Origin of the sequence: Mesorhizobium sp. M1334, assembly GCF_040317995.1 — a bacterium.
Classification (GTDB): domain Bacteria; phylum Pseudomonadota; class Alphaproteobacteria; order Rhizobiales; family Rhizobiaceae; genus Mesorhizobium.
The window spans coordinates 140,593-163,643 of record NZ_JAMYLM010000008.1; the positions used below are offsets into that span (position 1 = coordinate 140,593).

23 protein-coding genes are annotated in these 23,051 nt (G+C 64.3%); 10 read left to right on the forward strand and 13 right to left on the reverse strand.

The window, feature by feature from the left end:
* Positions 1-14: 14 nt before the first annotated feature.
* Positions 15-758, forward strand: coding sequence for a 2OG-Fe(II) oxygenase (locus NKH17_RS16890; protein WP_352507122.1), 744 nt, complete (start codon positions 15-17; stop codon positions 756-758).
* Between the two features lie 31 nt (positions 759-789).
* Here the strand turns inward: NKH17_RS16890 and NKH17_RS16895 are convergent, their stop codons facing one another.
* Complete coding sequence (locus tag NKH17_RS16895; RefSeq protein WP_352897696.1) at positions 790-2,145, reverse strand: sigma-54-dependent transcriptional regulator; 1,356 nt, start codon at positions 2,143-2,145, stop codon at positions 790-792.
* A 6-nt stretch (positions 2,146-2,151) separates the two neighbouring features.
* On the reverse strand, positions 2,152-4,026 hold the full coding sequence (locus NKH17_RS16900; protein WP_352971468.1) for a sensor histidine kinase: 1,875 nt from the start codon (positions 4,024-4,026) through the stop codon (positions 2,152-2,154).
* Between the two features lie 221 nt (positions 4,027-4,247).
* Between NKH17_RS16900 and NKH17_RS16905 the strand changes: the two genes are divergently transcribed.
* The 4 genes from NKH17_RS16905 to NKH17_RS16920 all read left to right on the forward strand — a co-directional run bounded on the left by NKH17_RS16905 (position 4,248) and on the right by NKH17_RS16920 (position 7,714).
* Positions 4,248-5,579, forward strand: a complete 1,332-nt coding sequence (locus tag NKH17_RS16905) for a dicarboxylate/amino acid:cation symporter (RefSeq protein WP_292659748.1) — start codon at positions 4,248-4,250, stop codon at positions 5,577-5,579.
* Positions 5,580-6,049: 470 nt separating this feature from the next.
* The gene (locus NKH17_RS16910; RefSeq protein ID WP_352649647.1) at positions 6,050-7,117 is read left to right on the forward strand and encodes a glycosyltransferase family 2 protein; all 1,068 of its coding nucleotides are present in this window, start codon (positions 6,050-6,052) and stop codon (positions 7,115-7,117) included.
* 10 nt (positions 7,118-7,127) lie between these two features.
* The gene (locus NKH17_RS16915; protein WP_352897726.1) at positions 7,128-7,379 is read left to right on the forward strand and encodes a type II toxin-antitoxin system RelE/ParE family toxin; all 252 of its coding nucleotides are present in this window, start codon (positions 7,128-7,130) and stop codon (positions 7,377-7,379) included.
* A gap of 26 nt (positions 7,380-7,405) precedes the next feature.
* On the forward strand, positions 7,406-7,714 hold the full coding sequence (locus NKH17_RS16920) for a HigA family addiction module antitoxin (RefSeq protein WP_352897700.1): 309 nt from the start codon (positions 7,406-7,408) through the stop codon (positions 7,712-7,714).
* A gap of 43 nt (positions 7,715-7,757) precedes the next feature.
* Here the strand turns inward: NKH17_RS16920 and NKH17_RS16925 are convergent, their stop codons facing one another.
* The 6 genes from NKH17_RS16925 to NKH17_RS16950 all read right to left on the reverse strand — a co-directional run bounded on the left by NKH17_RS16925 (position 7,758) and on the right by NKH17_RS16950 (position 13,228).
* Positions 7,758-8,045, reverse strand: a complete 288-nt coding sequence (locus NKH17_RS16925) for a DUF982 domain-containing protein (protein WP_352475640.1) — start codon at positions 8,043-8,045, stop codon at positions 7,758-7,760.
* Positions 8,046-8,133: 88 nt separating this feature from the next.
* Positions 8,134-8,940, reverse strand: a complete 807-nt coding sequence (locus NKH17_RS16930) for an ABC transporter permease (protein ID WP_352897702.1) — start codon at positions 8,938-8,940, stop codon at positions 8,134-8,136.
* 4 nt (positions 8,941-8,944) lie between these two features.
* Positions 8,945-9,778 carry an ABC transporter permease gene (locus NKH17_RS16935; RefSeq protein ID WP_352507128.1) on the reverse strand — a complete coding sequence of 278 codons (834 nt, stop codon included), beginning with the start codon at positions 9,776-9,778 and terminating at the stop codon, positions 8,945-8,947.
* A gap of 24 nt (positions 9,779-9,802) precedes the next feature.
* Positions 9,803-10,918: an ABC transporter substrate-binding protein gene (locus NKH17_RS16940; RefSeq protein WP_352897704.1), complete on the reverse strand. Its 1,116-nt coding sequence runs from the start codon at positions 10,916-10,918 to the stop codon at positions 9,803-9,805.
* Between the two features lie 73 nt (positions 10,919-10,991).
* Positions 10,992-12,086 carry an ABC transporter ATP-binding protein gene (locus tag NKH17_RS16945; protein ID WP_352649642.1) on the reverse strand — a complete coding sequence of 365 codons (1,095 nt, stop codon included), beginning with the start codon at positions 12,084-12,086 and terminating at the stop codon, positions 10,992-10,994.
* A 254-nt stretch (positions 12,087-12,340) separates the two neighbouring features.
* The gene (locus tag NKH17_RS16950) at positions 12,341-13,228 is read right to left on the reverse strand and encodes a LysR substrate-binding domain-containing protein (protein WP_254819437.1); all 888 of its coding nucleotides are present in this window, start codon (positions 13,226-13,228) and stop codon (positions 12,341-12,343) included.
* Between the two features lie 75 nt (positions 13,229-13,303).
* On the opposite strand from NKH17_RS16950, the gene NKH17_RS16955 reads away from it, so the two are divergent.
* Complete coding sequence (locus NKH17_RS16955) at positions 13,304-14,896, forward strand: zinc-binding metallopeptidase family protein (RefSeq protein WP_502904666.1); 1,593 nt, start codon at positions 13,304-13,306, stop codon at positions 14,894-14,896.
* Positions 14,897-14,929: 33 nt separating this feature from the next.
* A complete protein-coding gene (locus NKH17_RS16960) occupies positions 14,930-15,862 on the forward strand; it encodes a dimethylarginine dimethylaminohydrolase family protein (RefSeq protein WP_254819436.1) in 933 nt (310 codons plus the stop codon).
* A gap of 12 nt (positions 15,863-15,874) precedes the next feature.
* Here NKH17_RS16960 and NKH17_RS16965 read toward each other — a convergent pair whose 3' ends face one another.
* On the reverse strand, positions 15,875-16,882 hold the full coding sequence (locus tag NKH17_RS16965; protein WP_352649640.1) for an ornithine cyclodeaminase family protein: 1,008 nt from the start codon (positions 16,880-16,882) through the stop codon (positions 15,875-15,877).
* A gap of 160 nt (positions 16,883-17,042) precedes the next feature.
* Here NKH17_RS16965 and NKH17_RS16970 point away from each other — a divergent pair, with 160 nt between their 5' ends.
* Positions 17,043-17,504 (forward strand): Lrp/AsnC family transcriptional regulator, encoded by a 462-nt coding sequence (locus tag NKH17_RS16970; protein ID WP_254819434.1) that lies wholly within the window; start codon positions 17,043-17,045, stop codon positions 17,502-17,504.
* 118 nt (positions 17,505-17,622) lie between these two features.
* Here NKH17_RS16970 and NKH17_RS16975 read toward each other — a convergent pair whose 3' ends face one another.
* Both NKH17_RS16975 and NKH17_RS16980 read right to left on the reverse strand, forming a co-directional pair.
* On the reverse strand, positions 17,623-18,006 hold the full coding sequence (locus NKH17_RS16975) for a YybH family protein (RefSeq protein WP_352705684.1): 384 nt from the start codon (positions 18,004-18,006) through the stop codon (positions 17,623-17,625).
* Positions 18,007-18,167: 161 nt separating this feature from the next.
* Positions 18,168-18,917: an SDR family NAD(P)-dependent oxidoreductase gene (locus NKH17_RS16980; protein WP_352803199.1), complete on the reverse strand. Its 750-nt coding sequence runs from the start codon at positions 18,915-18,917 to the stop codon at positions 18,168-18,170.
* 96 nt (positions 18,918-19,013) lie between these two features.
* On the opposite strand from NKH17_RS16980, the gene NKH17_RS16985 reads away from it, so the two are divergent.
* The gene (locus NKH17_RS16985) at positions 19,014-19,907 is read left to right on the forward strand and encodes a LysR family transcriptional regulator (protein WP_352897708.1); all 894 of its coding nucleotides are present in this window, start codon (positions 19,014-19,016) and stop codon (positions 19,905-19,907) included.
* Between the two features lie 80 nt (positions 19,908-19,987).
* On the opposite strand, the gene NKH17_RS16990 is transcribed toward NKH17_RS16985, so the two are convergent.
* Positions 19,988-20,407: a VOC family protein gene (locus NKH17_RS16990; protein WP_352897710.1), complete on the reverse strand. Its 420-nt coding sequence runs from the start codon at positions 20,405-20,407 to the stop codon at positions 19,988-19,990.
* Positions 20,408-20,624: 217 nt separating this feature from the next.
* Between NKH17_RS16990 and NKH17_RS16995 the strand changes: the two genes are divergently transcribed.
* A complete protein-coding gene (locus NKH17_RS16995) occupies positions 20,625-21,827 on the forward strand; it encodes an MFS transporter (protein WP_254819429.1) in 1,203 nt (400 codons plus the stop codon).
* Between the two features lie 85 nt (positions 21,828-21,912).
* On the opposite strand, the gene NKH17_RS17000 is transcribed toward NKH17_RS16995, so the two are convergent.
* Positions 21,913-22,815: a sigma-70 family RNA polymerase sigma factor gene (locus tag NKH17_RS17000; protein ID WP_352897712.1), complete on the reverse strand. Its 903-nt coding sequence runs from the start codon at positions 22,813-22,815 to the stop codon at positions 21,913-21,915.
* Positions 22,816-23,051: the final 236 nt, after the last annotated feature.

Genomic DNA, 23,051 nt, shown 5'->3' on the forward strand with positions numbered 1-23,051 from the left:
CAGGAGGCGAAGCCATGACCATCCATTCGATAGGCGCGAAAGCGGCGGTGAAATCGGCGGAGGTGCGCGTTGCCGGATATGATTGGCGGACGCTGGCCGATGAGCTGAGCGGCTATGGCTGCGCGGTGATGGAAAAGCTGCTGACGCCGCAGGAGTGCCGGCATATCGCCGGGCTCTATCCGGACGAGAGCCATTTCCGCAGCCATGTGCACATGGCGCGGCATGGTTTCGGCAAGGGCGAGTACCGCTATTTCCGCTATCCCTTGCCCGACTTGATCGGCGGCTTGCGCACCGCGCTCTATCCGCGCCTGGCCGCGGTTGCCAACGACTGGAACGCGCGCATGGGTATCGCGCAGCGCTATCCCGACGAACACGCCGCGTTCCTCGAGCAATGCCACGAGCAGGGCCAGACGCGGCCGACGCCGCTCCTGCTGCAATATGTCCCCGGCGACTTCAACTGCCTGCACCAGGATCTCTACGGCGATCTTGCCTTCCCGCTGCAGGTGGCGATCCTGTTGTCGGAACCAGGCAAGGATTTCACCGGCGGCGAGTTCGTGCTGACCGAGCAGCGTCCGCGCATGCAAAGCCGCGTCGAGGTGGTGCCGCTGCGCCAGGGCGATGCAGTCGCCTTCGCGGTCCACAATCGTCCGGTCCAGGGCAGCAAGGGCAATTACCGCGTCAACCTCAGGCACGGCGTCAGCCGGCTACGCTCCGGCATGCGCCACACTGTCGGCATCATCTTCCACGACGCCAAATAGCCGAGCCGCCCGGTCGCGAGGCCGGCGGCGATTACCGGGAAAAATCGCTGCGCACGATGCCGTGGCGCTGGAGCTTGTCGTAGAAGGTCTTGCGCGGAATCCCCAGCGCCTCGATCGTGCGCCTGACATCGCCGTCGTTGCGGCCAAGCGTCTCGCGGATGATGTCGGCCTCGTAGCGCTCCAGCCGCTCAGGCAGCTTCATGGCGGCGTTCGATTGAGCCTGGGCAGGGGGTTGTGCTTCGGCGCCTTCCTCCAATCCAAGCACAAACCGCTCGGCGAAATGCGCCAGTTCGCGCACATTGCCCGGCCAGTCATGGTCGCTCAGATGGCGATGCACCGTCGCCGGCACTGCCGGCACAGGGCGGTGGAAGCGGGCGGCGGCGCGCTCGGCGAAATAGAAGAACAGCAGGGGGACATCGTCACGGCGCTCGCGCAGCGGCGGGATCGAGATCGTCACCACGTTGAGCCGGTAATAGAGATCCTCGCGGAAAGCGCCGCGCTGGCGCGGATCGCCGAGGTCGACCTTGGCGGCGGCGACGACGCGCAGATCCACCGGCCGCACCTCGTTGGTGCCGAGCGGCGTGACCTCGCGCATCTCCAGCACGCGCAGCATCTGCACCTGTGTCGAGACCGGCATGCTTTCGATCTCGTCGAGGAACAGCGTGCCGCCGCTGGCGTGCTCGATGCGGCCGATCCGTTTCTTCTGCGCGCCGGTGAAGGCGCCGGCCTCATGGCCGAACAACTCGCTCTCGATGACGGTCTCCGGCAGCGTGCCGCAATTCAGCGCGACGAAATTGCCTTTGGCGCGGCGGCTCCAGCGATGCAGAAGACTTGCCACCACCTCCTTGCCGGAGCCGGTCTCGCCGGTCACCAGCACGTCGACGTCGGTATCGGCGATCTGGCGCAGCGTACGGCGCAGCCTGTCCATCGCCGGCGTCTGGCCGATCAGCGGCAGGCTGTCCTGCGCCTCTCCGGCCGCCTCGCGCAAGGCCCGGTTCTCCATTACCAGGCGGCGCTTTTCCGCTGCGCGGCGCACGCTCTGCACCAGCCGGTCGGCGGCGAAGGGCTTTGTGATGAAGTCGTAGGCGCCGTCCTTGATCGCCTTGACGGCCATGGCGATGTCGCCATGGCCGGTGACGAGGATGACGGGAATGTCGGCATCCAGCCGCAGGATGCGATTGAAAAGCTGCAAGCCGTCGATCTGAGGCATGCGGATATCCGACACCACGACGCCGGCAAAACCGGCGTCGAGCGTGGCCAGCGCCTCGGCCGCCACCGCAAAGGCCGAGACCGAGAAGCCGGCAAGCTCCAGCGTCTGCGCGGTGGCCTTGAGGAGATCGCGATCGTCATCGATCAGGACCACCGGTGCGGAATTGTCGTTCGTCATGATGGCTTACGCTGCTTTCTGGAGATGAATGGTGAAGCGGGTGCCGCTGTCGCCGCTCGAAACCTCGATGCGTCCGCCATAGTCGGCGACGATGTCCTTGGAGATGACGAGGCCGAGGCCAAGGCCTTTTTCCTTGGAGGTGTTGAACGGCGTGAACAGCGATTTGAGGATCGCCGGCGGAATGCCGGGCCCGTTGTCGGATACGCTGATCGTCACGCCGTCCGCGGTCTCTTCGACCGAGACCTGCACATGAGCGTCGTCGCGGCCGTCGAGCGCCTCCAGCGCGTTCTGGAAGAGATTGATCAGCACCTGTTCGAGCCGCACCCGATTGCCCATGACCTTGAGGCTCGGCAGCGGCAGGTCGACGACCAATGCGTCGAGCCGGCCGGCAAAGCGGCTTCTCAACAGCATGACGGCGCCCTCGATGACGCCGCGCAATTCGACAGGCTCGGCGGCTGTGCGGCCCTTGCGGGCAAATGCCTTCAACTCCTCGGTAATTGAGCCGATGCGTTCGGTAAGGGCTGCAATGGCGCCGAGGTTTTCCTCAGCCGGCCCGGTCTGCTTGCGGTCGAGGAAGGTGCGGGCGTTGTCGGCATAGGCACGGATGGTGGCGACCGGCTGGTTGATCTCATGGGCGACGCCGGCGGCGACCTGGCCGAGGATGGCGAGGCGGTTGGCCTGGACCAGATCCTGCTGCACGATTTGGAGCTTGGCTTCCGTGCTGCGGTGGTCTGATATCTCGGCCTGCAACCGGTCGCGGGCTCGGCTCAGATCCTCGGTGCGTTCGACAACGCGGCGTTCGAGTTCGGTGCGCGCCGCCTGTTCGGCGGCAATCCGCATCTGCGCCGACTGCCGGCGCCGCAACAGATACGCGGCCAGGCCGAGCAGCGGCACGACGACACCCAGTGCCAGAAGCCGCATTTCGCGGACGGCAGCGGCGATCGGCGCTTCAGCCGGGATCAGATAGTCGAGCCGCCAGGGGGTCGAAGGAACCGGCGTCGAAAGGCTGAGATACTGCGCGTCGCTGCCGCCGGGCGTCACCGCGTGGACGAGCGACACATCCGGGCTGAGCGCCTGCGCGTGCATGATCGGCAACGGCACAAGCGGCGCGTCGCCGAACTGTTGGCTGTCGCGAATTGCGGCTTGCTTGGGTGCGGCCAGCGGCGCGGTTGTCATGAAGCGCCAGGACGGCACGCTGGTGATCAGCACGACACCATTCTCGTCGCTGACATAGGCCGGGCGGTTGGCCTCGCGCCAGTCGGCTTCGAGCTGGTCGAACTCCATCTTGACGACGACGACGCCGAGCGGTGCGGCGGCATCGCCGACGCGCCGCGAAATGTAGAGGCCGGGACGCTTGCTGACATTGCCGAGCGCAAAATATTCGGCGGTTCCGGCCTGCATCGCGCCGGAGAAATAATCGCGAAAACGATAGTCATTGCCGACGAAGCTGATCGGCTCGCGCCAGTTGCTGGAGGCGATCGCCAGTCCGTCGGCGCCGATCACATAGAGCACCGACGCCTTGGTGCCGGAGACCAGCCCGTCGAGCTTGCGGTTCAGCACATCGATTGCCGCGGCGTTTTTCTGCGACAGCGCGTCACGCACTTGCTGGTCTGCGGACAAAAGCAGGGGCAGGGCGCGCGGGCTTTCGAGCACGGCGCGCAGCAGCGCGACCTTCAGATTGGCGTCGGTACGCCCCTGCGCCGCCAAGGTCCCGATCTCGGCGGTGCGGCCGTAAAGGCCGGCGCCGTAGAGCGCTGCCGTAACGATCAAAAGCGCGACGGCCGCAAACAGCAGCCAGGCTCGGCGCGCCCGCCTGGCGAGTTGCTCGGGCGTCGAAGACAAGGCACCGGCGTGGCGTTGCAGCATCGCCCATTTGTGCATGAACTCGCACAAAACACAATTCGACCTATGCGGAGAGTCGCACTTGACCATGCGTCCGGCTGTGCGGACGTTTGTGAATGCTCAATAAAATCAATGATGAATAACTCTTCTGCGTATCTGGCACGGCTGTTGCAAACACGAATTCAGCAGTCGCGAGGCTGCTGGTCAAAACAACTGCCCCGGGGAGTCGAGCTTTCGATCGGGGCGCCATGGAGGACGTCATGCAGACAGCAATCGCTGCCGCCGAGCCGCGCGGCAAACTTCCCTTATACCGGCATCTTTATGTGCAGGTGCTGGCGGCGATTGCCGCCGGCGTGCTGCTCGGCCATTTCTATCCTGAAACCGGCGAGGCGATGAAGCCGTTCGGCGACGCCTTCATCAAGCTGGTGAAGATGGTGATCGCGCCGGTGATCTTCCTGACCGTGGCGACCGGTATCGCCGGCGTTTCCGACCTGCAGAAGGTCGGCCGCGTCGCCGGCAAGGCGATGATCTATTTCCTGGTGTTCTCGACGCTGGCGCTGGTCGTCGGCCTGGTCGTCTCCAATGTCGTCCAGCCCGGCGCTGGCATGCACATCAATCCGGCCACGCTCGATACCACCAAGGTGACGGCCTATGCCGAGAAGGCGCACGACACAACCATCGTCGGCTTCCTGATGAACATCATCCCCGACACCATCACCGGCGCCTTCGCTCAGGGCGACATCCTGCAGGTGCTGTTCTTCTCGGTGCTGTTCGGTGTCGCCCTGGCGCTGGTCGGCGATCGCGGCCGTCCGGTCGTCGATTTCCTGCAGGCGCTGACCACGCCGATCTTCCGCCTCGTCGCCATCCTGATGAAGGCCGCGCCGATCGGCGCGTTTGGCGCCATGGCCTTCACCATCGGCAAATACGGCATCGGCTCGATCGCCAACCTGGCCATGCTGATCGGCACATTCTACCTGACCGCGTTGCTGTTCGTGCTGGTGGTGCTCGGCGCGGTTGCCCGCTACAACGGCTTCTCGATCCTGGCGCTGATCCGCTACATCAAGGAGGAGCTGCTGCTGGTGCTCGGCACCTCGTCCTCGGAAGCGGCATTGCCGGGCCTCATGGCCAAGATGGAGCGCGCCGGCTGCAACCGCTCGGTGGTCGGCCTGGTCATCCCGACCGGCTATTCCTTCAATCTGGACGGCACCAACATCTATATGACGCTGGCGGCGCTGTTCATCGCGCAGGCGACCGACACGCCACTCACCTATGGCGACCAGATCCTGCTGCTTGCGGTCGCCATGCTGAGCTCCAAGGGTGCCGCCGGCATCACCGGCGCCGGCTTCATCACCCTGGCGGCGACGCTTTCGGTCGTCCCCACCGTGCCGGTCGCCGGCATGGCGCTGATCCTCGGCGTCGACCGCTTCATGTCGGAATGCCGGGCGCTGACCAACTTCATCGGCAATGCGGTGGCGACGGTCGTGGTGGCACGCTGGGAAGGAGAACTCGATCAGACGAAGTTCGCCGCCGCCATGGCCGGCGACTTACCGGAGGAAGTCGACCTGTCGCTGCCGGGTTTGCAGGCCGCCTGACTGTTCAGGCCACATGACCATAAGCCCCGGAGGCGGTTCGCCGGCTCCGGGGCAAAAGCGCCGGCGGTCGCGGCATGCCGCCTGAAACGCAACCTGAAGTGGCCCTGTTTTCGACGCGGGGCTTGTTCCAGCCGCATTTGCAGGCCACTATCCGCCATGTCTTCAGGGTACCCGTCCGCTTCGCTCCCGACCTGATCGCGAGGCGAGACATTTCCGTCGGGCTCGGCTGCGACATCACCTTGGCCGAACGTCGGAGCTTTTGCTGCCGCCGACCCTCTGAGCATGGCAGCAGCCCTTGAAGGCAATGGCGGCCTCAATACGAAGTCGCAAAGCGAAACGTGACCGTCTCCTCGTGGAAAGCGCAAGCTTTCTCCTCCGGGGAACTCGTCGCGCGTCAAGAGGGGCGCTTGAAGAAGGGCGAGCCCATGAGGGCTTTTGCCGAACCAAAGCAAGATGCGAGGTCAAACGCGATGCAGTCTGTCCAAAACCGGCTTCCGGTATCCATCATCATCCCGAATTACAACTACGCGCGGTTCCTCAAACGCAGCATCGACAGCGCTCTCGAGCAGGACTACGCGGATGTCGAGGTCATCGTCGTCGACGATGCATCGCAGGACAATTCCACGACGATCATGGAATCGTATCACGACGAGATCCTCGCATGCCCGCGAGCGCAAAATGGCGGACACGCGGCGGCATTCAACACCGGCTTCGCTGCGAGCTCGGGCAAGATCGTCCTGTTCCTCGACGCCGACGATTATCTTTATCCAACCGCCGTCTCCACCATTGTCGACACCTGGGACGAGGCAACCGCTCAGGTCCAGTCCAGACTGCATATCGTCGACGAGGGGCAACGCATCAAGGATGTCTTTCCGCCGCCCGAACTGCCTTTCGACAGCGGCGACGTCATGCCGAAACTGCTGCACAAGGGTCGCTACCAGACCACCGTGACCAGCGGGCTCGCCTTTGACCGCGCAACGCTCGAATCGATCATGCCGATACCGGAGCCGGAGTTCCGCCAGGGCGCCGACGGCTATCTGGCAACGCTGGCGCCGATGTACGGGCACGTCCAGTCCATCGACGAATGCCTCGGCGCCTATCGGATCCACGGCGCCAATCATTCGGTGTTCGGTGAAAAGCTCGCCGAGCGGGCACGCTGGCGGGTAACCCACGATTTCCGCCGCATGCAGGCGCTGTCCGACCAAGCCTCCGGGATCGGCCTGACCATCGTGCCGTCGGATGCCGTCCGCCACGATCCGGTCCATCTGGAAGAGCGGCTGGCGTCGCTTTGCGCGGACCGAGACCGACACCCCGTGGCCGACGATTCCCGGCTGGCGCTCGGGGCGGCCGGCGCCGTCGCCAGCCTCGAAATGACCGCATCCCTGCGGCGGCGTGCGATCCTTGCCGCCTGGTTCCTGTCGGTTGGGGTATTGCCGCGGAAAATGGCGACGGCGGTGCTGTCGTGGAAGCTTGACGCATCGTCCAGACCGGCATTTTTGAGCCGCCTGTCCAAGAGAATCCGCCACGCCATGGGTTAAGCACAAGGCGCTGGCGAACCTCTTTCAAACCGGAAAGACCGGAAAGATCGACGCCAAGATGCATAAGCGCATCCTTATCCGGCTTGACCGTTTGGAAGTCTCGGAAAGGCCTGACGACATGGACCTGCCCGGCTTCGACTTCCACGCGTCGAAGGGCTTCAGCCCGACCCGCTACACGGTGCATGTCAACGGGCCGTGGTGCATCACATTTGAATTCGACGCCAATGATGCTGTCGGCGTCGATTTCGAACAGTACCATTGAGACGGCTTAGATTGGAGAAATCGATTATGAGCGTGTATGAGCCGATGCGTCCGATGGAGCGCTGCCCATCCCACCCCGGGGCGTTGCTCGACGACATTATCCCGGCAACCGGCAAGACCAAGGTGGAAATCGCCAATCTGCTCGGAATCTCGCGCCAGCAGCTTTATGACATCATCCGCGAAAAGAAGTCGGTGTCGCCGGCTGTTGCGGCGCGCCTTGGAAAGATGTTCGGCGACGGCGCCGCGATCTGGCTCAGGATGCAGGCCGCTTACGATGCGTGGCACGCGGAGCGCGAGGTCGACGTCAGCGCCATTCCAAGGCTGCATGCTGCCTGAGATGCGATAGATCGGCCGAACCACCGAGGCTCTCATAAATCGATCACGGTCCCGCCTGCCTGGACCGGTCCTGCGGTTCGACGGCTCGCTCGACCAGGACGTGCGCCTCCCGCGCGGCCTCGATGAACGCGTCCCTGGCGGCTTCGGTCCAGCGATCGTCGCTCATGGCGCGGCGGCATGTGCGCAGTGCCAAGCCGTGTTTGGCGCTGCCGGCGTCGCGCCAGTGGGCTTCCAGCAATTCGACAGCCTGCCGTGCATTGGAAATGTTGCGGATATCTCCCACGATGCCGACCGCAACCGCAACCGGCTTGGAAAACCATCCTTGGTTCATGGCGAAGCCTTCGACGTGTTGAACTACCTATAACGAAAATCGTAGCGCAAGGTTTCATTTGCGCCAGTCACCACGGCGTGAGGCGCGTCTACTGCGCCGCGCGCAGCCTGACCACGACGCTGCGCGCCACAAGCACCAGCACGGTGATGACGATCAGGATCACCGAGAGCGCTGCTATCGCCGGGTCGATGTTGTCGCGCAGGCCCATCCACATTAGCCGCGGCAGCGTGATGGCGTTGACCGAGGTGATGAACAGGGTGACGCCGATCTCTTCCCAGGACAGCACGAAGGAGAGCAGTGCTGCGGTGACGATGCCGAACTTGATATTGGGCATGATGATGCGGGTGGCGCGCTCCCATACGGTCGCGCCGAGGCCGCGGGCGGCGAGGTCGATGCGGCGGTCGAGCTGGCTGAGCGACACCAGGATCAGCACCGTGGCGAAGGGCACCGTCATCACCGCATGCGCCATCGCGACACCCAGCCAGGTGTCATAGCCGAAGAACGACGAGAACCCCGAGATCGAGGTCAGCAGGAAATAGAGCGTGATTGCCGACACCACCGGCGGCACCACCATCGGCAGCAGCACGAAGCCGACGAGAGCGGCGGTGAAGCGCGGCTGGAACATCCAGACGCCGAGGCTGAAGCCCAGCGCCAGCACCGTGGAAAAGGCGCTGCTGACTATGCCGATCCTGATCGAGAGCAGGATCGCATTGATCCAGCGCGGATCCTCGATCAGCGCCCGGTAATGGCGCAGCGACAGTTCGCCCGACGGCATCGCCAGCATGCGGCTCGGCGTCAGCGACACCGGGATCACGGCGAGCAACGGCAACAGCAGGAATAGCGCGACCAGGGCGGCGAGGATCAGCGAGACGGGACCGGGGCGGTAGGTCGGCATCGCGCTACACCAACTGCTTCGGCCTGATATAGCGGAAAAGCAGCGCCATCAGCGCGCCGACGAACAGCACCAGCACCACGCTGATCGCCGCACCCAGGCCCCAGTCCGGGCTCTGGAAGATGCGGAGATAGATCAGCTCGGCGATCATCACGCTGCGGCCGCCGCCGAGAATCGCCGGCGTGACGAAGAAGCCGAGCGAAAAGACGAAGACGATCAGCGCCGAGCCGATGATGCCGGAGCGGGTCATCGGCACGAACACCGACCAGAAGGTGCGCATGCGGCTGGAGCCGAGGCCGCGCGCCGCCAGCAGCACACGGTCGTCGAGGCTTCGCATCGAAGAGGCCAGTGGAAACACCGCGAAGGGGATGAGGAAATGCGTCATGCCGACGATAACGCCGAACTCGTTGCGCACCAGAGCCAGCGGCTCCGAGATGAAGCCGACCGCCTGCAGCCAGGTGTTGATCAGGCCGCGATTGGACAAAAGCGCCACCCAGCCGAAGGCGCGCGTCAGCACCGAGATCCAGAACGGCACCAGGATGCAGAACTCGGCCACGACGCGCTGCACCGGCGTGCCGCGCACCCAGACAACGGTAATGGCGTAGGCGGCGGCAACCGAAACGATGGTGACGATCGCGGCGATGCGCAGTGTGCGGATGAAGACCGACTGCACCAGCTGATCCGTGAGCAGCGCATTGTACTGCCCCAGCCCCGGCGTGGGCAGGGTGAAGCTCCATTTGACCACGCCGAGGAATGGCCAGGCGTAAGCCAGCACAAGAAAGAGGAGCAGCGGCGCCATCAGCAGCGCCGCGCCCATCCTGTCGGAGAGGTGTGCTCTCATCTCGCCCCCGGCTATCCCGGCTTGTCAGGCGGAGATGATCTTCGTGTATTCGTCGAGTGCTGCCCCGTAGTTCTTGGCGTACCAATCCATGTCGAGCGGGATCTGCTTTTTCATGTTCTCGGGATCGACGGGGTTGATGCGCTTCTTGTCGGCGGGGATCAGCGCGTCGGCGGCCGGGTTGGCCGGACCTTGGCCGAGCTTGTCGAACATGATGAGTTCCTTCTCCGGGTCCTGGGTGCTGGCGATGAACTTCATCGCCGCGTCCTTGCCGCCGGGATTGCCCTTGAGCACGGCGAGCGCGCCGGGCGAGATCAGGCCCTGGTCCCAGATGAACTTGATCTTGCCGCCGGAATCCTGCTCGATGAGCGAAGCCCGGGTCGACCAGACGATCGCCATCGAGGCCTCGCCATTGAGCAGCACGCTCTGGCTTTCGGCGCCGCCACCCCAATAGGCTACGACGTTCTCCTTGAAGGCGGCGATCTTGTCATGCGCGCGCTTGAGGTCGAGCGGATAGAGCGAGGCCGGAGCGATGCCGTCGGCAAGCAGTGCCGCTTCCCAGCTCGACACGCCCCATTTGTAGAGCGAGCGCTTGCCGGGGAATTTTGCCACGTCGAAGAAGTCGGCCATGCCGGTCGGTGCCTGGCTGCCGTATTTCTCGGCATCGTAGGCGATGACATAGGAGAAGAAATAGGTCGAGGCGGCGTACTCCCAGCCGAAGCCCGGCCGCATCTTCTTCTTGTCGACGATCGAATAATCGATCGGCTCGAGCATGCCTTGCGCGCCGAGCGTGATGGCCGAGAACGGATCGACGTCGACCAGGTCCCAGGTCGGCGCGCCGCTCTTGAACTGCGCCGCGATCGCGCCTTCGGTCGGACCGGAGCCGTCCATCTTGACGGTGATGCCCGTCTCTTTGGTGAAGGCTTGGCCATAAGCCGCGTCATAGGCGGTGATGGCGTCGCCGCCCCAGTTGACCAGCACCAGTTCCTTAGCCGCGGCAAAGGCGCCGGTCGAGCGCAGCAGCATCGGCGTGCCGGCCAGCACCAGTGCGGCTAGTTGCGTGAACTGCCGGCGCGAGATCTCGCCGCGCACTGCCCTGGCGGACAGCGCCTCGATGGAATGTTTCTTGGTTTCGTTTGTCATGTCAGTTCCCCTTTTTTGTCGTTGATATTTTCCGGAAGTCGGCTTGGCGAATTCAGCTTCGCTACGCCGATCGTCATTGTCCTCCGTCCGGCAGGAGGAAACCCTTTTCCGCCGGCCAGGTCAGCCACACGGAATTGCCCTTGCTGAGCGCGGAAGCGGCAACCTCGTTCGGCACCGAGACCGTGACCTTGGCGCCTTGGCGCGTCGTCAGATCGAGCCGCGTCGCAGCGCCGAGATAGGTCGAGGCGACGGCAGTCGCGGCAATACCGTTCTCGCCCGCTGCCGCCTCGCGTGCGATCGACATGTATTCGGGCCGGATCGCCAGGATGGCGTCGCCACGGACCTTCTCGGCCTTGCAGCGCATGCTGATCGCGCGGTCTTCGCAGAGGCCGGTCGAGCCATTGTCGGCCGGGCGCACGCCCTTCAGCGGCAGCATGTTGATCTCACCCAGGAACTCGGCGACGAAGCGGTTGTCGGGCCGGTCGTAGACCTCGTCGGGCGCGCCGACCTGCAGCAGTTTGCCATGGTTGAAGATGGCGACGCGAGACGACAACGCCAACGCCTCGCTCTGGTCATGGGTGACGAAGACGAAGGTGGTGCCGGTCTCCTGGTGCAGCCGCTTCATCTCGGCCTGCATCTGGCCGCGCAGGCCCTTGTCGAGTGCCGAAAACGGCTCGTCAAGCAAAAGCACGCCCGGCTCGAAGACCAGCGCCCGGGCCAGGGCCACGCGTTGCTGCTGGCCGCCGGACAATTGCGACGGCAGTTTCTTTTCGTGGCCCTTGAGCCCGACGCGCTCGATCATGTCGCCGACGCGGCGCTTGATCTCGGCCGCCGATTTCTTTCTCACCTTGAGCGGGAAGGCGATATTGGCCTCGACGCTCATATGCGGGAACAGTGCGTAGCCCTGGAAAACCATGCCGGCGGCGCGCTGCTCGGCCGGCCGCTCGGTGATATCGACGCCGTCGCTGTAAAGGCGACCGTCGGTCGGCTGAATGAAGCCGGCAAGGATCATCAGGAAGGTGGTCTTGCCGGAACCGGAGGGGCCGAGCAGGGTAAGGAACTCGCCACGGCCGATATCGAGCGTCAGATCGTCCAGCGCACGGAACGAGCCGAAGCTCTTGCCGATCCCGATTGCCTTGATCTCTGCGGCCCGGCCGGGTTGCTGCATCCTGCCCTTTCCTTAGCGTAGGCGAAATCGTATGCAGGGCGGCGGCTTACCGCAACCGAATAGTTTTCGCCTGATCGGCAAATTTGATTCATCTATGCGCCAATCTTGGGGAGATGTCGCCGAAGGCGACGGAGGGGGGGTCGTCTCGCGTGAAGCGCCAACTTCCTCTTTCTTCGAAAATCAGACCGGGCCGAGCCCAGTCGGACCGACCCCCTCTGGCCGCTTCGCGGCCATCTCCCCCTCGAGGGGGGAGATTAACGCTGGTTCTCCGACAGCTTCGACCTCAGCCACCGCCCAAACGCCTCCAGCACCGGATGCGCCGCCTTGGCATGTTCCGAGACCAGAAAATACGAGCGCGGGGAATTGATCGCTATGTCGAAGGGGCGCACCAGCCGGCCTTCGCTCAGTGCCCGGCCGCTGGTCAGCTCGTCGCCCATGGCGATGCCCTGGCCGGCGATCGCCGCCGAAAAGACCAGGTTCATGTCGGAAAAGAAGATGCCGCCTTCCGGGTCGGGGTTCTCGACTTTGGACAGCGCCAGCCAACGCGCCCAGTCCTCGGTGTCACCGAGATGCAGGAGATTGGCGCGCAGCACGTCTGCCGGCTTGGAGAAGCCGCCGATCTTGTTGAGCAGCGTCGGGCTGCACAGCGGCGTGAACGAGATCTCGCACAACAGCTCGACCGCGCGGTTCGGCCAGTTGCCGACACCAAAGGCGATGAAGGCGTCGGCCTCGGCATTGCTGACGTCATCGAGGCGGCGCGGCGTCAGGATGCGGAGCGCGACGTCGGGATACATCTGCCGGAATTCGCCAATGTGAGTGCACAGGAAAAGCGAGGCGAAGCCGGGGGTGCAACTGACGCTGAACGAACCGCCGACGCCGGTGCCGGCATGGCGCGTCACCGCGTCACCCAACACCGTCAGCGCCTTGCGCACGTCGCTGGCATAGCGCTGGCCGCGTGGCGTGAGCGCCACGCCCTTGCCGATGCGTTCGAGCAGATCGAAGCCGAGGTCGCGTTCGAGCAGGCGCAATTGATGGCTCACCGCACTGCGGGTCAGATGCAGTTCGTCGGCGGCGCGCCAGACGCTGCCGTGGCGGGCAAAACTGTCGAGGGCGCGCAGCGCCTGCGTCGAGGGAATTCTCAAGAGGTGAACCGAATTTGCATGAGCCGGGAAAACATATCACTTTTTGGCGGGGCGCTTCACTGCTTTCTTTCCACCATGGAGAAACCGATGACCTCGGCACAAGCGACCGCGCTTGCCTGTCTGGACGACATCCAGCCGTCCCTGTCGGCGTGGACGCGGACCATCTTCGACTTCGGCGAGACCGCCTGGCGCGAATACCAGTCGGCCACCTGGTATGTGGAGCAGTTGAAGCACGAAGGCTTTTCGGTCGAGGAAGGCTCCGGCGGTATGCCAACGGCCTTCTGCGCCCATTGGATTAACGGGACCGGCCCGACGATCGGCATGTACGCCGAATACGACGCGGTGCCGGGCAATTGCCAGGACGCGGCAACGGTGAAGCGACCGCGTCCGGGCCTCGGCGAACAGGCGGGCGGCCACACCGATCCGCATTCCGGCCTCGGCATTGCCAGCCTCGGCGGCCTTTTGGCGACCAAGGCAGCAATGCAGCGCCACGGCATATCAGGCACGCTGCGCTTCACCGGCGAGCCGGCGGAGAAGGTGAGGGGATCGAAGCCGATCCATGCCGCGAAGGGCTATTACGATGGGCTGGCGGGTATGATCTCCTTCCATCCTTTCTACATGCTGCCGCTCTGCAACACGGCGCGCTGGGACACGCATTGCGGTGCGGCCTATGCGATGATCCACCGCTTCATCTGCGACGAGCCGGAACATTGGGCGAGGGCGGCAGGCACCGCAGCACCCATCCCGCAGGCGCATTCGGCGGTCAGGGCGCCCGGCGCCAACGACGCGCTCATGATGATGTACATGGCGTCCAAGGCGCTGCGCGATTCCATGCTGCCGCATCAGGGCGGCTGGTCGATCAGCGAGGCGATCCTGACGGCGGGCCAGGCGACCGCCGACAATCTGCCGGCCGGGCTGGCCGAGATCCAGTACATGATCCGCGTGCCGACGCTTGCTATGGCCGAGCAGGTCACCGCCATGCTCGACCGCAATGCGGAAGCCGCAGCCAGGATGAGCGGCTGCCGCCATGAGCGGCACTGGGTGTCGAAGTCGCGGCCGGGGCTGGCCAATCACGTCATGGCCGGCATTGCCTTCGACGCGCTGGCGGCGGTCGGGCCGCCGCGCTGGGACGAGACGGCCAAGGCGATCGCCCGCGAAATCCAGGTCAATGCCGGCGGCGAGGCGAGCGACGAACCGTTCATCGCCGAGCTGGAGCGGCTGATTGCGCCGCAGGATGCAGAGGCGCTGCTGCGTCGCGACCTGCCGCCATCGCAGCTCAATTCGACTTCCGACGACTATACGGATATGTCGTGGCATGCGCCGACGGCGCGGTTCTATGTCGCCCGCCCGGCCCTGCGCTCGGAGAATGGTCACGCCTATCCGGGCTGGGCGATGAATGCGCTGGGCGGCATTTCTGCCACCATCGACCCGATGGTCATCTGCGCCGCAAAGACCATTGCGCTCGCGGCACTTCGCTTGTTGGAAGACGAGGCTGCGCGCGACGCGGCGATGGACGAATTCGTCGCCCGAACCGGCGGTGGCATCGGCGGCTCGAACTGGATCGCCCCACTCTGCGACTACGATCCGCCGATCGGATTTCGCTGGCCGGAATACATCACCACCCCGCGCGGACGGGATTGGTGGATACCAAGCAACCAAGCCGCATGATCAACCAGCCGCCCCCATCACGAGGAGAGACCCATGACCGTCCATGACCGCATCGTCGCCGAGCCGTTTTCGCTGCAGCGCCGCAACCCGGCGGGCGGCACCAAGCCGTTGACCGCCTGGGGTTTCGCCAACGAGACCGACGTGCTGACCGACGTGCTGCTCGGCTCGCCGAATTTCCTGCGCCATCTCTCGACCAGCTCGCTGTCGCGAAAACATCTGCGCGAGGCGCCTTGCAACCTCCAGATCGCGCAGGCACAGCACAAGGACCTGGTCGCCGCCTATGAGCATTTCGGCGTCAACATCCACTGGCACGAGCCGACGCCGGAGCTGCCGATGCAGGTCTATTCGCGCGATTCGAGCGTCATGACGCCGTACGGCGCCATTATCACCGCGATGGCCCAGTGGTGGCGGCGCGGCGAGAACTACGCAGCGATCCGCACCTATGAGAAGCTCGGCATCCCGATCTACGACATGGTCACCGCCGGCACCTTCGAGGGCGGCGACTTCAATGTCATCGAGGATGGCGTGGTGCTGATCGGCTGCGGCGGCGCCCGCACGCAGGAGGAGGGCGCCCGTCAGGTGCAGGCCTGGTTCGACAAGGAGGGCTGGGAGACACGCATCGCCTTCATCGACGAATATTACGTCCATATCGACCTGATGGTGGTGCCGATCGCTGAGAAACTGACCGCCGTCTGCCTTGCCTGTACGGAGCCCGGCATCGTCGACTGGCTGAAGGGCAAGGGCCACGAGATCATCGACGTGCCGTTCCAGGACACGATGGCGCTCGGCTGCAACTTCATGTCGCTGGGCAAGGACAGGGTGATCGCGCCGACTTCGAGCCAGACGCTGATCGGCCAGCTCAAAGCGCGCGGCTTCGAGGTGGCGGCCATCGACATGAGCGAAATCTCGAAGACCGGCGGCGGCATCCACTGCATGGCACAGGCATTGAAGCGCGAGCCTGCGTGAGGCGGCACGCGCCTACAGCACGACGAGCTTTCCCTTGCGCAGACGCCGGGCGCAGCGATAGGCGAGGTCGGCGGCGACCATGTCTTCCATCGCAATGCCCATCGCCTTGTAGGTGGTGATCTGCTGATCCGAAACGCGGCCCGGCGCGCGGTCGAGCAGCATGGCGCCAAGCTCGGTGCCGAAATCCGGGTCGAAGCCGGCAAGCTCGCAGGAACCGACCGGGGTCGGTTTGAATGCATCCTTGGTTTCGACAAAAAGACTGGATTTGGCGATGAGCTCGATCGGCATTTCACCGCGGGGCGGCGCCACCCCGACCGACGAGACATGCGTGCCCGGCTGGACCCAGCCTGCGTCGATCACCGGCTGATAGGAGTGGGTCGCCAGGCACACCACGTCGGAACTGCGCACTGCCGCCTCGAGGTCGGCGACCGCCACCACCGACGGGTGCAGCCGGGCAAGCGCTGCCGCATCGTCGAAGCTCTTCGAAGCGACGCGGATTTCGGTAAAGTCCCGCACCAGCGGCAACAAATGGAGATGCTGGTTGGCCTGCACGCCGGCGCCGACCACTGTCGCTATCCTGGCATCCCGGCGGGCAAGCGCGCGCACCGACAGCACAGCGGAGCCGGAGGTTCGCACCGCCGTTATGAAGGTGCCGTCCATGATGCAGACCGGCAGGCCGGACAGCGGATCGAACAGGCTGATGGTGGCGAGGTGGCTGGGCAGGTTCTTGGCCAAGTTGCCTTCGAAGACATTGACGATCTTAACGGTCAGGTTCATGCCTTCCATCCAGGCCGGCATGGCGAGGCTGTAGCCGGCTCCGGGGATGTCGAGCTGTGGCCGGGGTGGATTGACAACCTTACCTTGTGACAGCGCCTTGAAGCCGTCTTCCAGAACATCGAGAAGCTGGCTGAGGTCGATGCACGCCATCACGTCGGCTTCGCTCAGCACCAGGATCTCGGTCGCTCCCTTGCTGATTTCCGCCGCACTCTTGCCGGCTGGACTGAACGCTTCCTTGGTCATCCTGCACTCCCTTTGTTCGTCGAAATCGGCTCACCACGTTTGCTTCGCGTGGGTGAGGGAAGTGCAAGCTATTGCGAGGTTTCATGTGATGAAATACGTTGATTTTGGCATCTCTGCGTGAAATCAACACATAAATCCCTGAGATATAGTGGATTGTGAAATGGACGACCTCGACCAGATAGACCGCAGCTTGCTCCGGCTGCTGCAGGAGGACGGGCGCCGGACGACGCTTGATCTGGCCGGGCGTATCGGGCTGTCGCCGACCGGAACCAGCCAGCGGGTGAAGCGCCTGTTCCGCGACGGGTTCATCACCGCGGTCAGAGCCGTGCTCGATCCGCGCAAGGTCGGCCGGGGAACGCTGGTGTTCATCGAGGTCCGGCTTGACCACACGGCGCCGCATGTCTTTGACCGTTTTGCCGAAGCCGTGGCGAAAGCCCCGGAGGTTCTGGAGTGCCATATGGTGGTTGGCGGCTTCGACTACCTGGTCAAGGCGCGGATCGCCGATATGGCGGTGTTCCAGGACTTCCTGCAGCGGGTCATCCTGCCGCTGCCGGGTGTGCGCGAAACGCACACTTTCGCCTCCATCGCCGATGTCAAGCCGAACGCCCTCTTGCCCGTGTGATCAGGTAGAGGAGGAACACTGTTCAGGGCGGCTTGCATCGCATCCTCGCCATCTTATCGGTCCCCCTTGGCCGCTCTCCCTTTGCCCGCCTTCCGGTGCAGGATGTCGGAGACCGGCGCTAGCCTTGCGCAGTCAGCAGGTTCGCGTCGCGCGCGAGCCGCCACTCACCGTCTGCCTCCTTGCGCAGCAGCGTCAGTGCATATCCCGATCGATGGACCGGCTCACCATTCGGCGGAGTCGCCGTCATGTCGATGCGGCTGCGGATGAAGGCCCAATTGCCGAGAAGCTGTAATTCCACGATATCGCTGGTGCCGTCGATATGAACGCCGGCCGTCTCCCGCGCGGCTGCCGCGAAGATCTCCTTGTCGAAGGGTTCCCGGCCGGGAACCATGAAGATCGCGTCGTCCGTCATCAAGCTGAGCACGGTCGCAATGTCACCACGCTTGCTCGCATCCATCCACGTCTCGACCAGCCTTCGGATTGCTTTTTCGTCGCCCGTCATCCGTTACCTCCTTGGCATCTAGCGGTCATCGATAGCGCACGGCGCTCCTCCCTTGCTGAGAAACATAGGGCTTGGATCCCCGTCGTCATCGATTGCGGTGTTCCTCGATGTCACGCTGCGGGGGCCTGGTCCGTAAAACGGCAGGTCCGCGCCCTGCATATCTATCGCCAGCCGCCCGAGGCGGTGATGCGCTCGCCGGTCAGCCATGACGCTTCGTCGGAAGCGAGGAACACCGCGACGCGAGCGACGTCGTCGGGCAGGCCGAAGCGGCCGAGCGGTGTCATGGCGACGATCTGTTTTTCGAAGTCGCTGCCGACGATGCCGATACGCTCGAGGCCTTCGGTGTCGACGCCGCCGGGCGCAATGGCGTTGACGCGGATATTGCGGGCGCCGAGTTCCCGCGACATCGACAGCGTGATCGTGTCCACCGCGCCCTTGGTGGCGGCATAGACGAGCGAGTTCGGCTGCGGATTGCGGCTGGCGACCGAGCTTATGTTGATGATGCTGCCGCCGCTCGGGCCAAAATGGCTCACTGCTGCTTGCGTGGTCAGAATGATGCCCAGCACATTGGTGTCGAACTCACGGTGGAACTCGGCCTCCGTCACCGCTTCCAGCGGCTCGAATGCGAAGACGCCGGCATTGTTGACCAATATGTCGAGCCCGCCGAACTCCGACTTCGCCGCCTCGAACAGGCGGCGCACGTCGGCCGATTGCGATACGTCGCCCTGGACGGCGACGGCGCGGCCGCCACGGTCCTCGATCTCCGCGACGACGCGGTCGGCGCCTTCCCGTGACGAGGCGTAGTTGACGACCACCGCGGCACCGGCCGTGGCAAAACCCTTGGCAATGGCGGCGCCGATACCCTTGGACGCGCCGGTGACGATGGCGACCTTGCCGTTCAGCTTGCTCATCAATCTCTCCTTTGTCGACGATGAGCGGTATTTAATGATGATCAAAAAGCGTATTAGGATCATCATGATCCATTCTTTCGTGCCTGGAACTCCGGAATGACCACCATCCTCGAAAAGACCGCCGGTCTCGTCGCCTTCGTCCGAACCGTCGATGCCGGCTCGTTCCATGCCGCCAGCCGGCTGGTCGGCTCGAGCCCATCGGCGGTGTCGAAAAGCGTGGCACGGCTCGAGCGGCGGCTCGGCGTCAGGCTGATCCAGCGCTCGACGCGTCGGCTCGGGCTCACCAGCGAAGGCCTCGCCTACTACGAGCGGGTGGCGCCGCTGCTCAGGGCCCTGGACGATGCCGAAGACATCGTCCAGGTGGCCGATACGGCGCGCGGCCTGCTGCGCGTTACAGCGCCGGTCGAGCTCGGGCGCGGCCTCATCGCGACATGGGCGCAGGCGTTCCTTGCGCAGCATGGCGAAGTGAAAGTCGAGCTCAGCGTCACCGATCGGCACGCCGATCTGATCCGCGAAGGCTATGACGTTGCCGTGCGCATGGGGGCGCTGTCGGACACGGGGCTGGTTGCCCGCAAGATCGCCAATCTGCCGATCGTGCTGGTGGCCTCGCCGGCGTATGTCGAGCGGCGCGGCCGTCCGGCATCGGTCGAGGATCTGGCGAACCATGACTTCATCCGCTACCAGATGGCCGGCCGGCCCTATCCGGTCACCTTTGCCGACGGTACGATGATCGTCCCGGATGGGCGGCTCGATACCGATGATGGCGACGCCATCCGCAATGCAGCACTTGCCAGTGCGGGAATAGCGCATCTGATGCGGTTTGCGGTGCAGGGCGATCTCGACGCGGGCCGCTTGGTCCGCATCCTGCCCGAGGTGGCGATGCCGACCATGCCGGTGCACATCGTCCATGCCTACGGGCGGCAGCTACCGGTCCGGGCGCGGCTGTTCGTAGACTTTCTGGTGGGCCAAATGGCGGCACTGACGCGATAGGGCAGACGCGGTCTGACGCAAGCACCCAGGTTTGGCAGAGACCAACCGTGCCGGCCGGTGCGAACCACCTTTACCGGAAGCTAGAAGGTGATCTTCACTGAATCGGCGCTGCGTTTGGCCGGGCCGTGGTGGACGGCCTCGATATTGTTGCCGTCGGGATCGAGCAGGAAGGCGGCGTAATAGCCGGGATGGTAGGATCGCTCGCCCGGCCCACCATTGTCGGTGCCGCCGGCCTCAAGCCCGGCCTTGTAGAAGGCATCGACCATCGCACGGTCCTTTGCCTGGAAGGCAAGGTGATGGCGCCCGGTCAGCTTTCCCAGGGCCGCCGGGCTGTCGGGGCTGGAAATGAACAGTTCGTCGGCCCAGAAATAATCCTCGCCGGCGCCACCGATCGGTATGCCGAGCACGTTGAGAACTGCCTCGTAGAAGCGGCGGCTGGCCTTGAGATCCCTGACCACCAGCTGGAGGTGGTCGATGAGACGGCCGCGATGAAGTTCCATACCCGATAGCTCCTGATGGCCAGGCTGGAAATCTAGCTCGGGACGATGCACGGTCAATGCATTGGAGCAGTTGAGCGGCGCAATTTTCTGACTGGATAAAAAATGCAACCGGATTGTCGGATTCAAAACATCTCCAACGTCCTTCGGACGCAAGCGGCTCGGCGAAGCTCGAAAAGGTCGTGCCGTATCAACGCTTCCGGCATGGGAGAAAATTGAAATGAGCCTTCCCTATCGTTGGGTTATCGTCGCGGCTGGCGCGCTGATGACCTGTGTCGCTCTCGGGGCGATGTTCTCGCTGGCGATCTTCCTCGAACCGATGGCGCTCGACACACAATGGTCGCGCGCCGGCATATCGAGCGCGATGACGCTGAACTTCCTGGTAATGGGCCTCGGCGGCTTCGCCTGGGGCGCCATTTACGACCGCTTCGGCGCCCGCATCGTCGTCATGACCGGCGCCGTGCTGCTCGGCCTGGCGCTGGTGCTGGCCAGCCGCACCGGTTCGCTGCTCGTTTTCCAGTTGGCCTACGGCGTGCTCGTCGGCCTCGCGGCAAGCGCCTTCTTCGCGCCGATGATCGCGCTGACCTCCGCCTGGTTCGACACGAACCGCAGCCTCGCCGTCTCGCTGGTCTCGGCCGGCATGGGCGTGGCGCCAATGACCATCTCGCCCTTCGCGCGCTGGCTGATTTCGGCCTACGACTGGCGCACCGCGATGTTCGACATCGGCATAACCGCGTGGGTGCTGCTTCTGCCGGCCGCGTTTCTGGTACGCCAGCCGCCCAAGCCCGCGGCCGAAGGCGCTGCCCCAAGCGTTGCCGCCGAGGGTGCCGGCATGACGGTTCCGCAGGCGCTGCGCTCGCCGCAATTCATCGTGTTGGGACTGACCTTCTTTGCCTGCTGCGCGGCCCATTCCGGGCCGATCTTCCACATGGTGAGCTATGCGATGCTGTGCGGCATCGCGCCGATGGCAGCGGTCAGCATCTACAGCATCGAGGGCCTGGCAGGGCTGGGTGGCCGGCTGCTTTACGGCGTGCTTGCCGATCGGCTGGGCGTCAAGCCGGTGCTGATCACCGGGCTGGCCATACAGGCCGTGGTCATCGCAGCCTATCTTGCAGTCAGCGAGCTTGGTCAATTCTACACGCTGGCCGTCATCTTCGGCGCCACCTATGGCGGCGTCATGCCGCTCTATGCGGTGCTGGCGCGCGAATATTTTGGCCAGCGCATCCTCGGCACGGTGTTCGGTGCCGTAACCATGCTGTCCAGCCTCGGCATGGCTTTCGGCCCGCTCGCCGGCGGCATGGTGTTCGATGCCTATGCCAGCTATTCTTGGCTGTTCATCGGCTCGGCCCTTGTCGGGCTTGGCGCGATGGCGATTGCGATCGCCTTCCCGCCGCTGCCGCGCAGGGAGTTGCAACCGGCTTAAAGCAGGATCGACGAAAGGGCGGCCGCTTGGACGGCAAGCGGCCGCGATCCTGGCAGTGTTGTTCGGCATTATGAAACGCGAATTGCTATGCCCGCAGAGGCACCACTTCGGCGCCATCAAGCGTGTAGCGCGCATAGCGGAAATCGCGAATTCTCGCCAATCTGTCGCCCGCCCACTCCAGCAGGATGAAGTATTTTGCCCGTCCGGCCGGGTCATCCGGATCGATCACCAGAATGGCTGGGTGCCGATCGACCAGGCCTGGAAGCAGTTGCCAATCGTGGATACCCGCGTAATTGTGGAAGTATCGGCCCACTTTCGCGCGGCCGCTCGCCCGGAGCCGGTTGACGAGGTCAAGCCGCACGTCTTCGGCCAGCATGTCGCGGATCGCATCGAAGTCGCGGGCGTTGAACCGATCTACGTAGGCTGCCAGACGCGCCCGCTCGGGCTCGGCCAACACCGGCACAGGCCGATCGTCTGGCTCGCCGGCGACCTCGCGCAGGCGCAGACGGCCGCGATGCAGTGCGGCTTTCACCGCCGGAACGCTGCTGTCGATAATGTTGCCGATCTCTTCGATCGTATAGCCGAGCACATCCATGAGGATGACGCTGCTACGCTGCGCCGCGGGCAGCCGCATGAAGGTCTGCAGGCTTGCGGCTGCAGTGTGTCGGCCCTCGGCCGACATGCCGGGGTCAGGTATCATGTCGATATCCTCGACGGCATGCGTGGCATCCGCCCTGGCGCGACGGCGCAGGTGGTCGAGCGCGGCATTGTGCGCGATGCGGAACAGCCAGCCCTCGACATTGGCTATCGGCTCGGTCCCGGGGAACGCCTCGAGCGCCTTGACCGTAGCTTCCTGAACGACATCCTCGGCATCGATCACCGAACCGGTCATGCGGGCGCAATAACGGTGCAGTTTCGGCCGCAATTCGCCGAGCAGCCGGTCAAATGGCTCCCGTCCTTCTGGCGTGCCGATTGCGGATCCGGTCATCGCACAAGCGTCGATTTCATGCGTATCTCCCAGGCAGGGCGCCCGCCATCGGGGCAGCGTCCTATAGACGCTCGACGACGGCAAAAGGATTCGGTCGAAAAAAACTTTCTTTAGCTGGAATCCTTTGGTGGTGCCTCCGCGTCTCTGCATCGTGGGCCTGCGAACCTTGTGGGCCCTCTGTTCAAGCAGGAGGCGCCACCGTCATGAGCAAGCAAAGTGCGGCATCAACGAAGATC

Coding starts and splice junctions, on each gene's coding strand:
- NKH17_RS16890 (WP_352507122.1), top strand. CDS start 15: ATGACCATCCATTCGATAGGCGCGAAAGCGGCGGTGAAATCGGCGGAG.
- NKH17_RS16895 (WP_352897696.1), bottom strand. CDS start 2,145: ATGACGAACGACAATTCCGCACCGGTGGTCCTGATCGATGACGATCGC.
- NKH17_RS16900 (WP_352971468.1), bottom strand. CDS start 4,026: ATGCACAAATGGGCGATGCTGCAACGCCACGCCGGTGCCTTGTCTTCG.
- NKH17_RS16905 (WP_292659748.1), top strand. CDS start 4,248: ATGCAGACAGCAATCGCTGCCGCCGAGCCGCGCGGCAAACTTCCCTTA.
- NKH17_RS16910 (WP_352649647.1), top strand. CDS start 6,050: ATGCAGTCTGTCCAAAACCGGCTTCCGGTATCCATCATCATCCCGAAT.
- NKH17_RS16920 (WP_352897700.1), top strand. CDS start 7,406: ATGAGCGTGTATGAGCCGATGCGTCCGATGGAGCGCTGCCCATCCCAC.
- NKH17_RS16925 (WP_352475640.1), bottom strand. CDS start 8,045: ATGAACCAAGGATGGTTTTCCAAGCCGGTTGCGGTTGCGGTCGGCATC.
- NKH17_RS16930 (WP_352897702.1), bottom strand. CDS start 8,940: ATGCCGACCTACCGCCCCGGTCCCGTCTCGCTGATCCTCGCCGCCCTG.
- NKH17_RS16935 (WP_352507128.1), bottom strand. CDS start 9,778: ATGAGAGCACACCTCTCCGACAGGATGGGCGCGGCGCTGCTGATGGCG.
- NKH17_RS16940 (WP_352897704.1), bottom strand. CDS start 10,918: ATGACAAACGAAACCAAGAAACATTCCATCGAGGCGCTGTCCGCCAGG.
- NKH17_RS16945 (WP_352649642.1), bottom strand. CDS start 12,086: ATGCAGCAACCCGGCCGGGCCGCAGAGATCAAGGCAATCGGGATCGGC.
- NKH17_RS16955 (WP_502904666.1), top strand. CDS start 13,304: ATGGAGAAACCGATGACCTCGGCACAAGCGACCGCGCTTGCCTGTCTG.
- NKH17_RS16960 (WP_254819436.1), top strand. CDS start 14,930: ATGACCGTCCATGACCGCATCGTCGCCGAGCCGTTTTCGCTGCAGCGC.
- NKH17_RS16965 (WP_352649640.1), bottom strand. CDS start 16,882: ATGACCAAGGAAGCGTTCAGTCCAGCCGGCAAGAGTGCGGCGGAAATC.
- NKH17_RS16970 (WP_254819434.1), top strand. CDS start 17,043: ATGGACGACCTCGACCAGATAGACCGCAGCTTGCTCCGGCTGCTGCAG.
- NKH17_RS16975 (WP_352705684.1), bottom strand. CDS start 18,006: ATGACGGGCGACGAAAAAGCAATCCGAAGGCTGGTCGAGACGTGGATG.
- NKH17_RS16980 (WP_352803199.1), bottom strand. CDS start 18,917: ATGAGCAAGCTGAACGGCAAGGTCGCCATCGTCACCGGCGCGTCCAAG.
- NKH17_RS16985 (WP_352897708.1), top strand. CDS start 19,014: ATGACCACCATCCTCGAAAAGACCGCCGGTCTCGTCGCCTTCGTCCGA.
- NKH17_RS16990 (WP_352897710.1), bottom strand. CDS start 20,407: ATGGAACTTCATCGCGGCCGTCTCATCGACCACCTCCAGCTGGTGGTC.
- NKH17_RS16995 (WP_254819429.1), top strand. CDS start 20,625: ATGAGCCTTCCCTATCGTTGGGTTATCGTCGCGGCTGGCGCGCTGATG.
- NKH17_RS17000 (WP_352897712.1), bottom strand. CDS start 22,815: ATGACCGGATCCGCAATCGGCACGCCAGAAGGACGGGAGCCATTTGAC.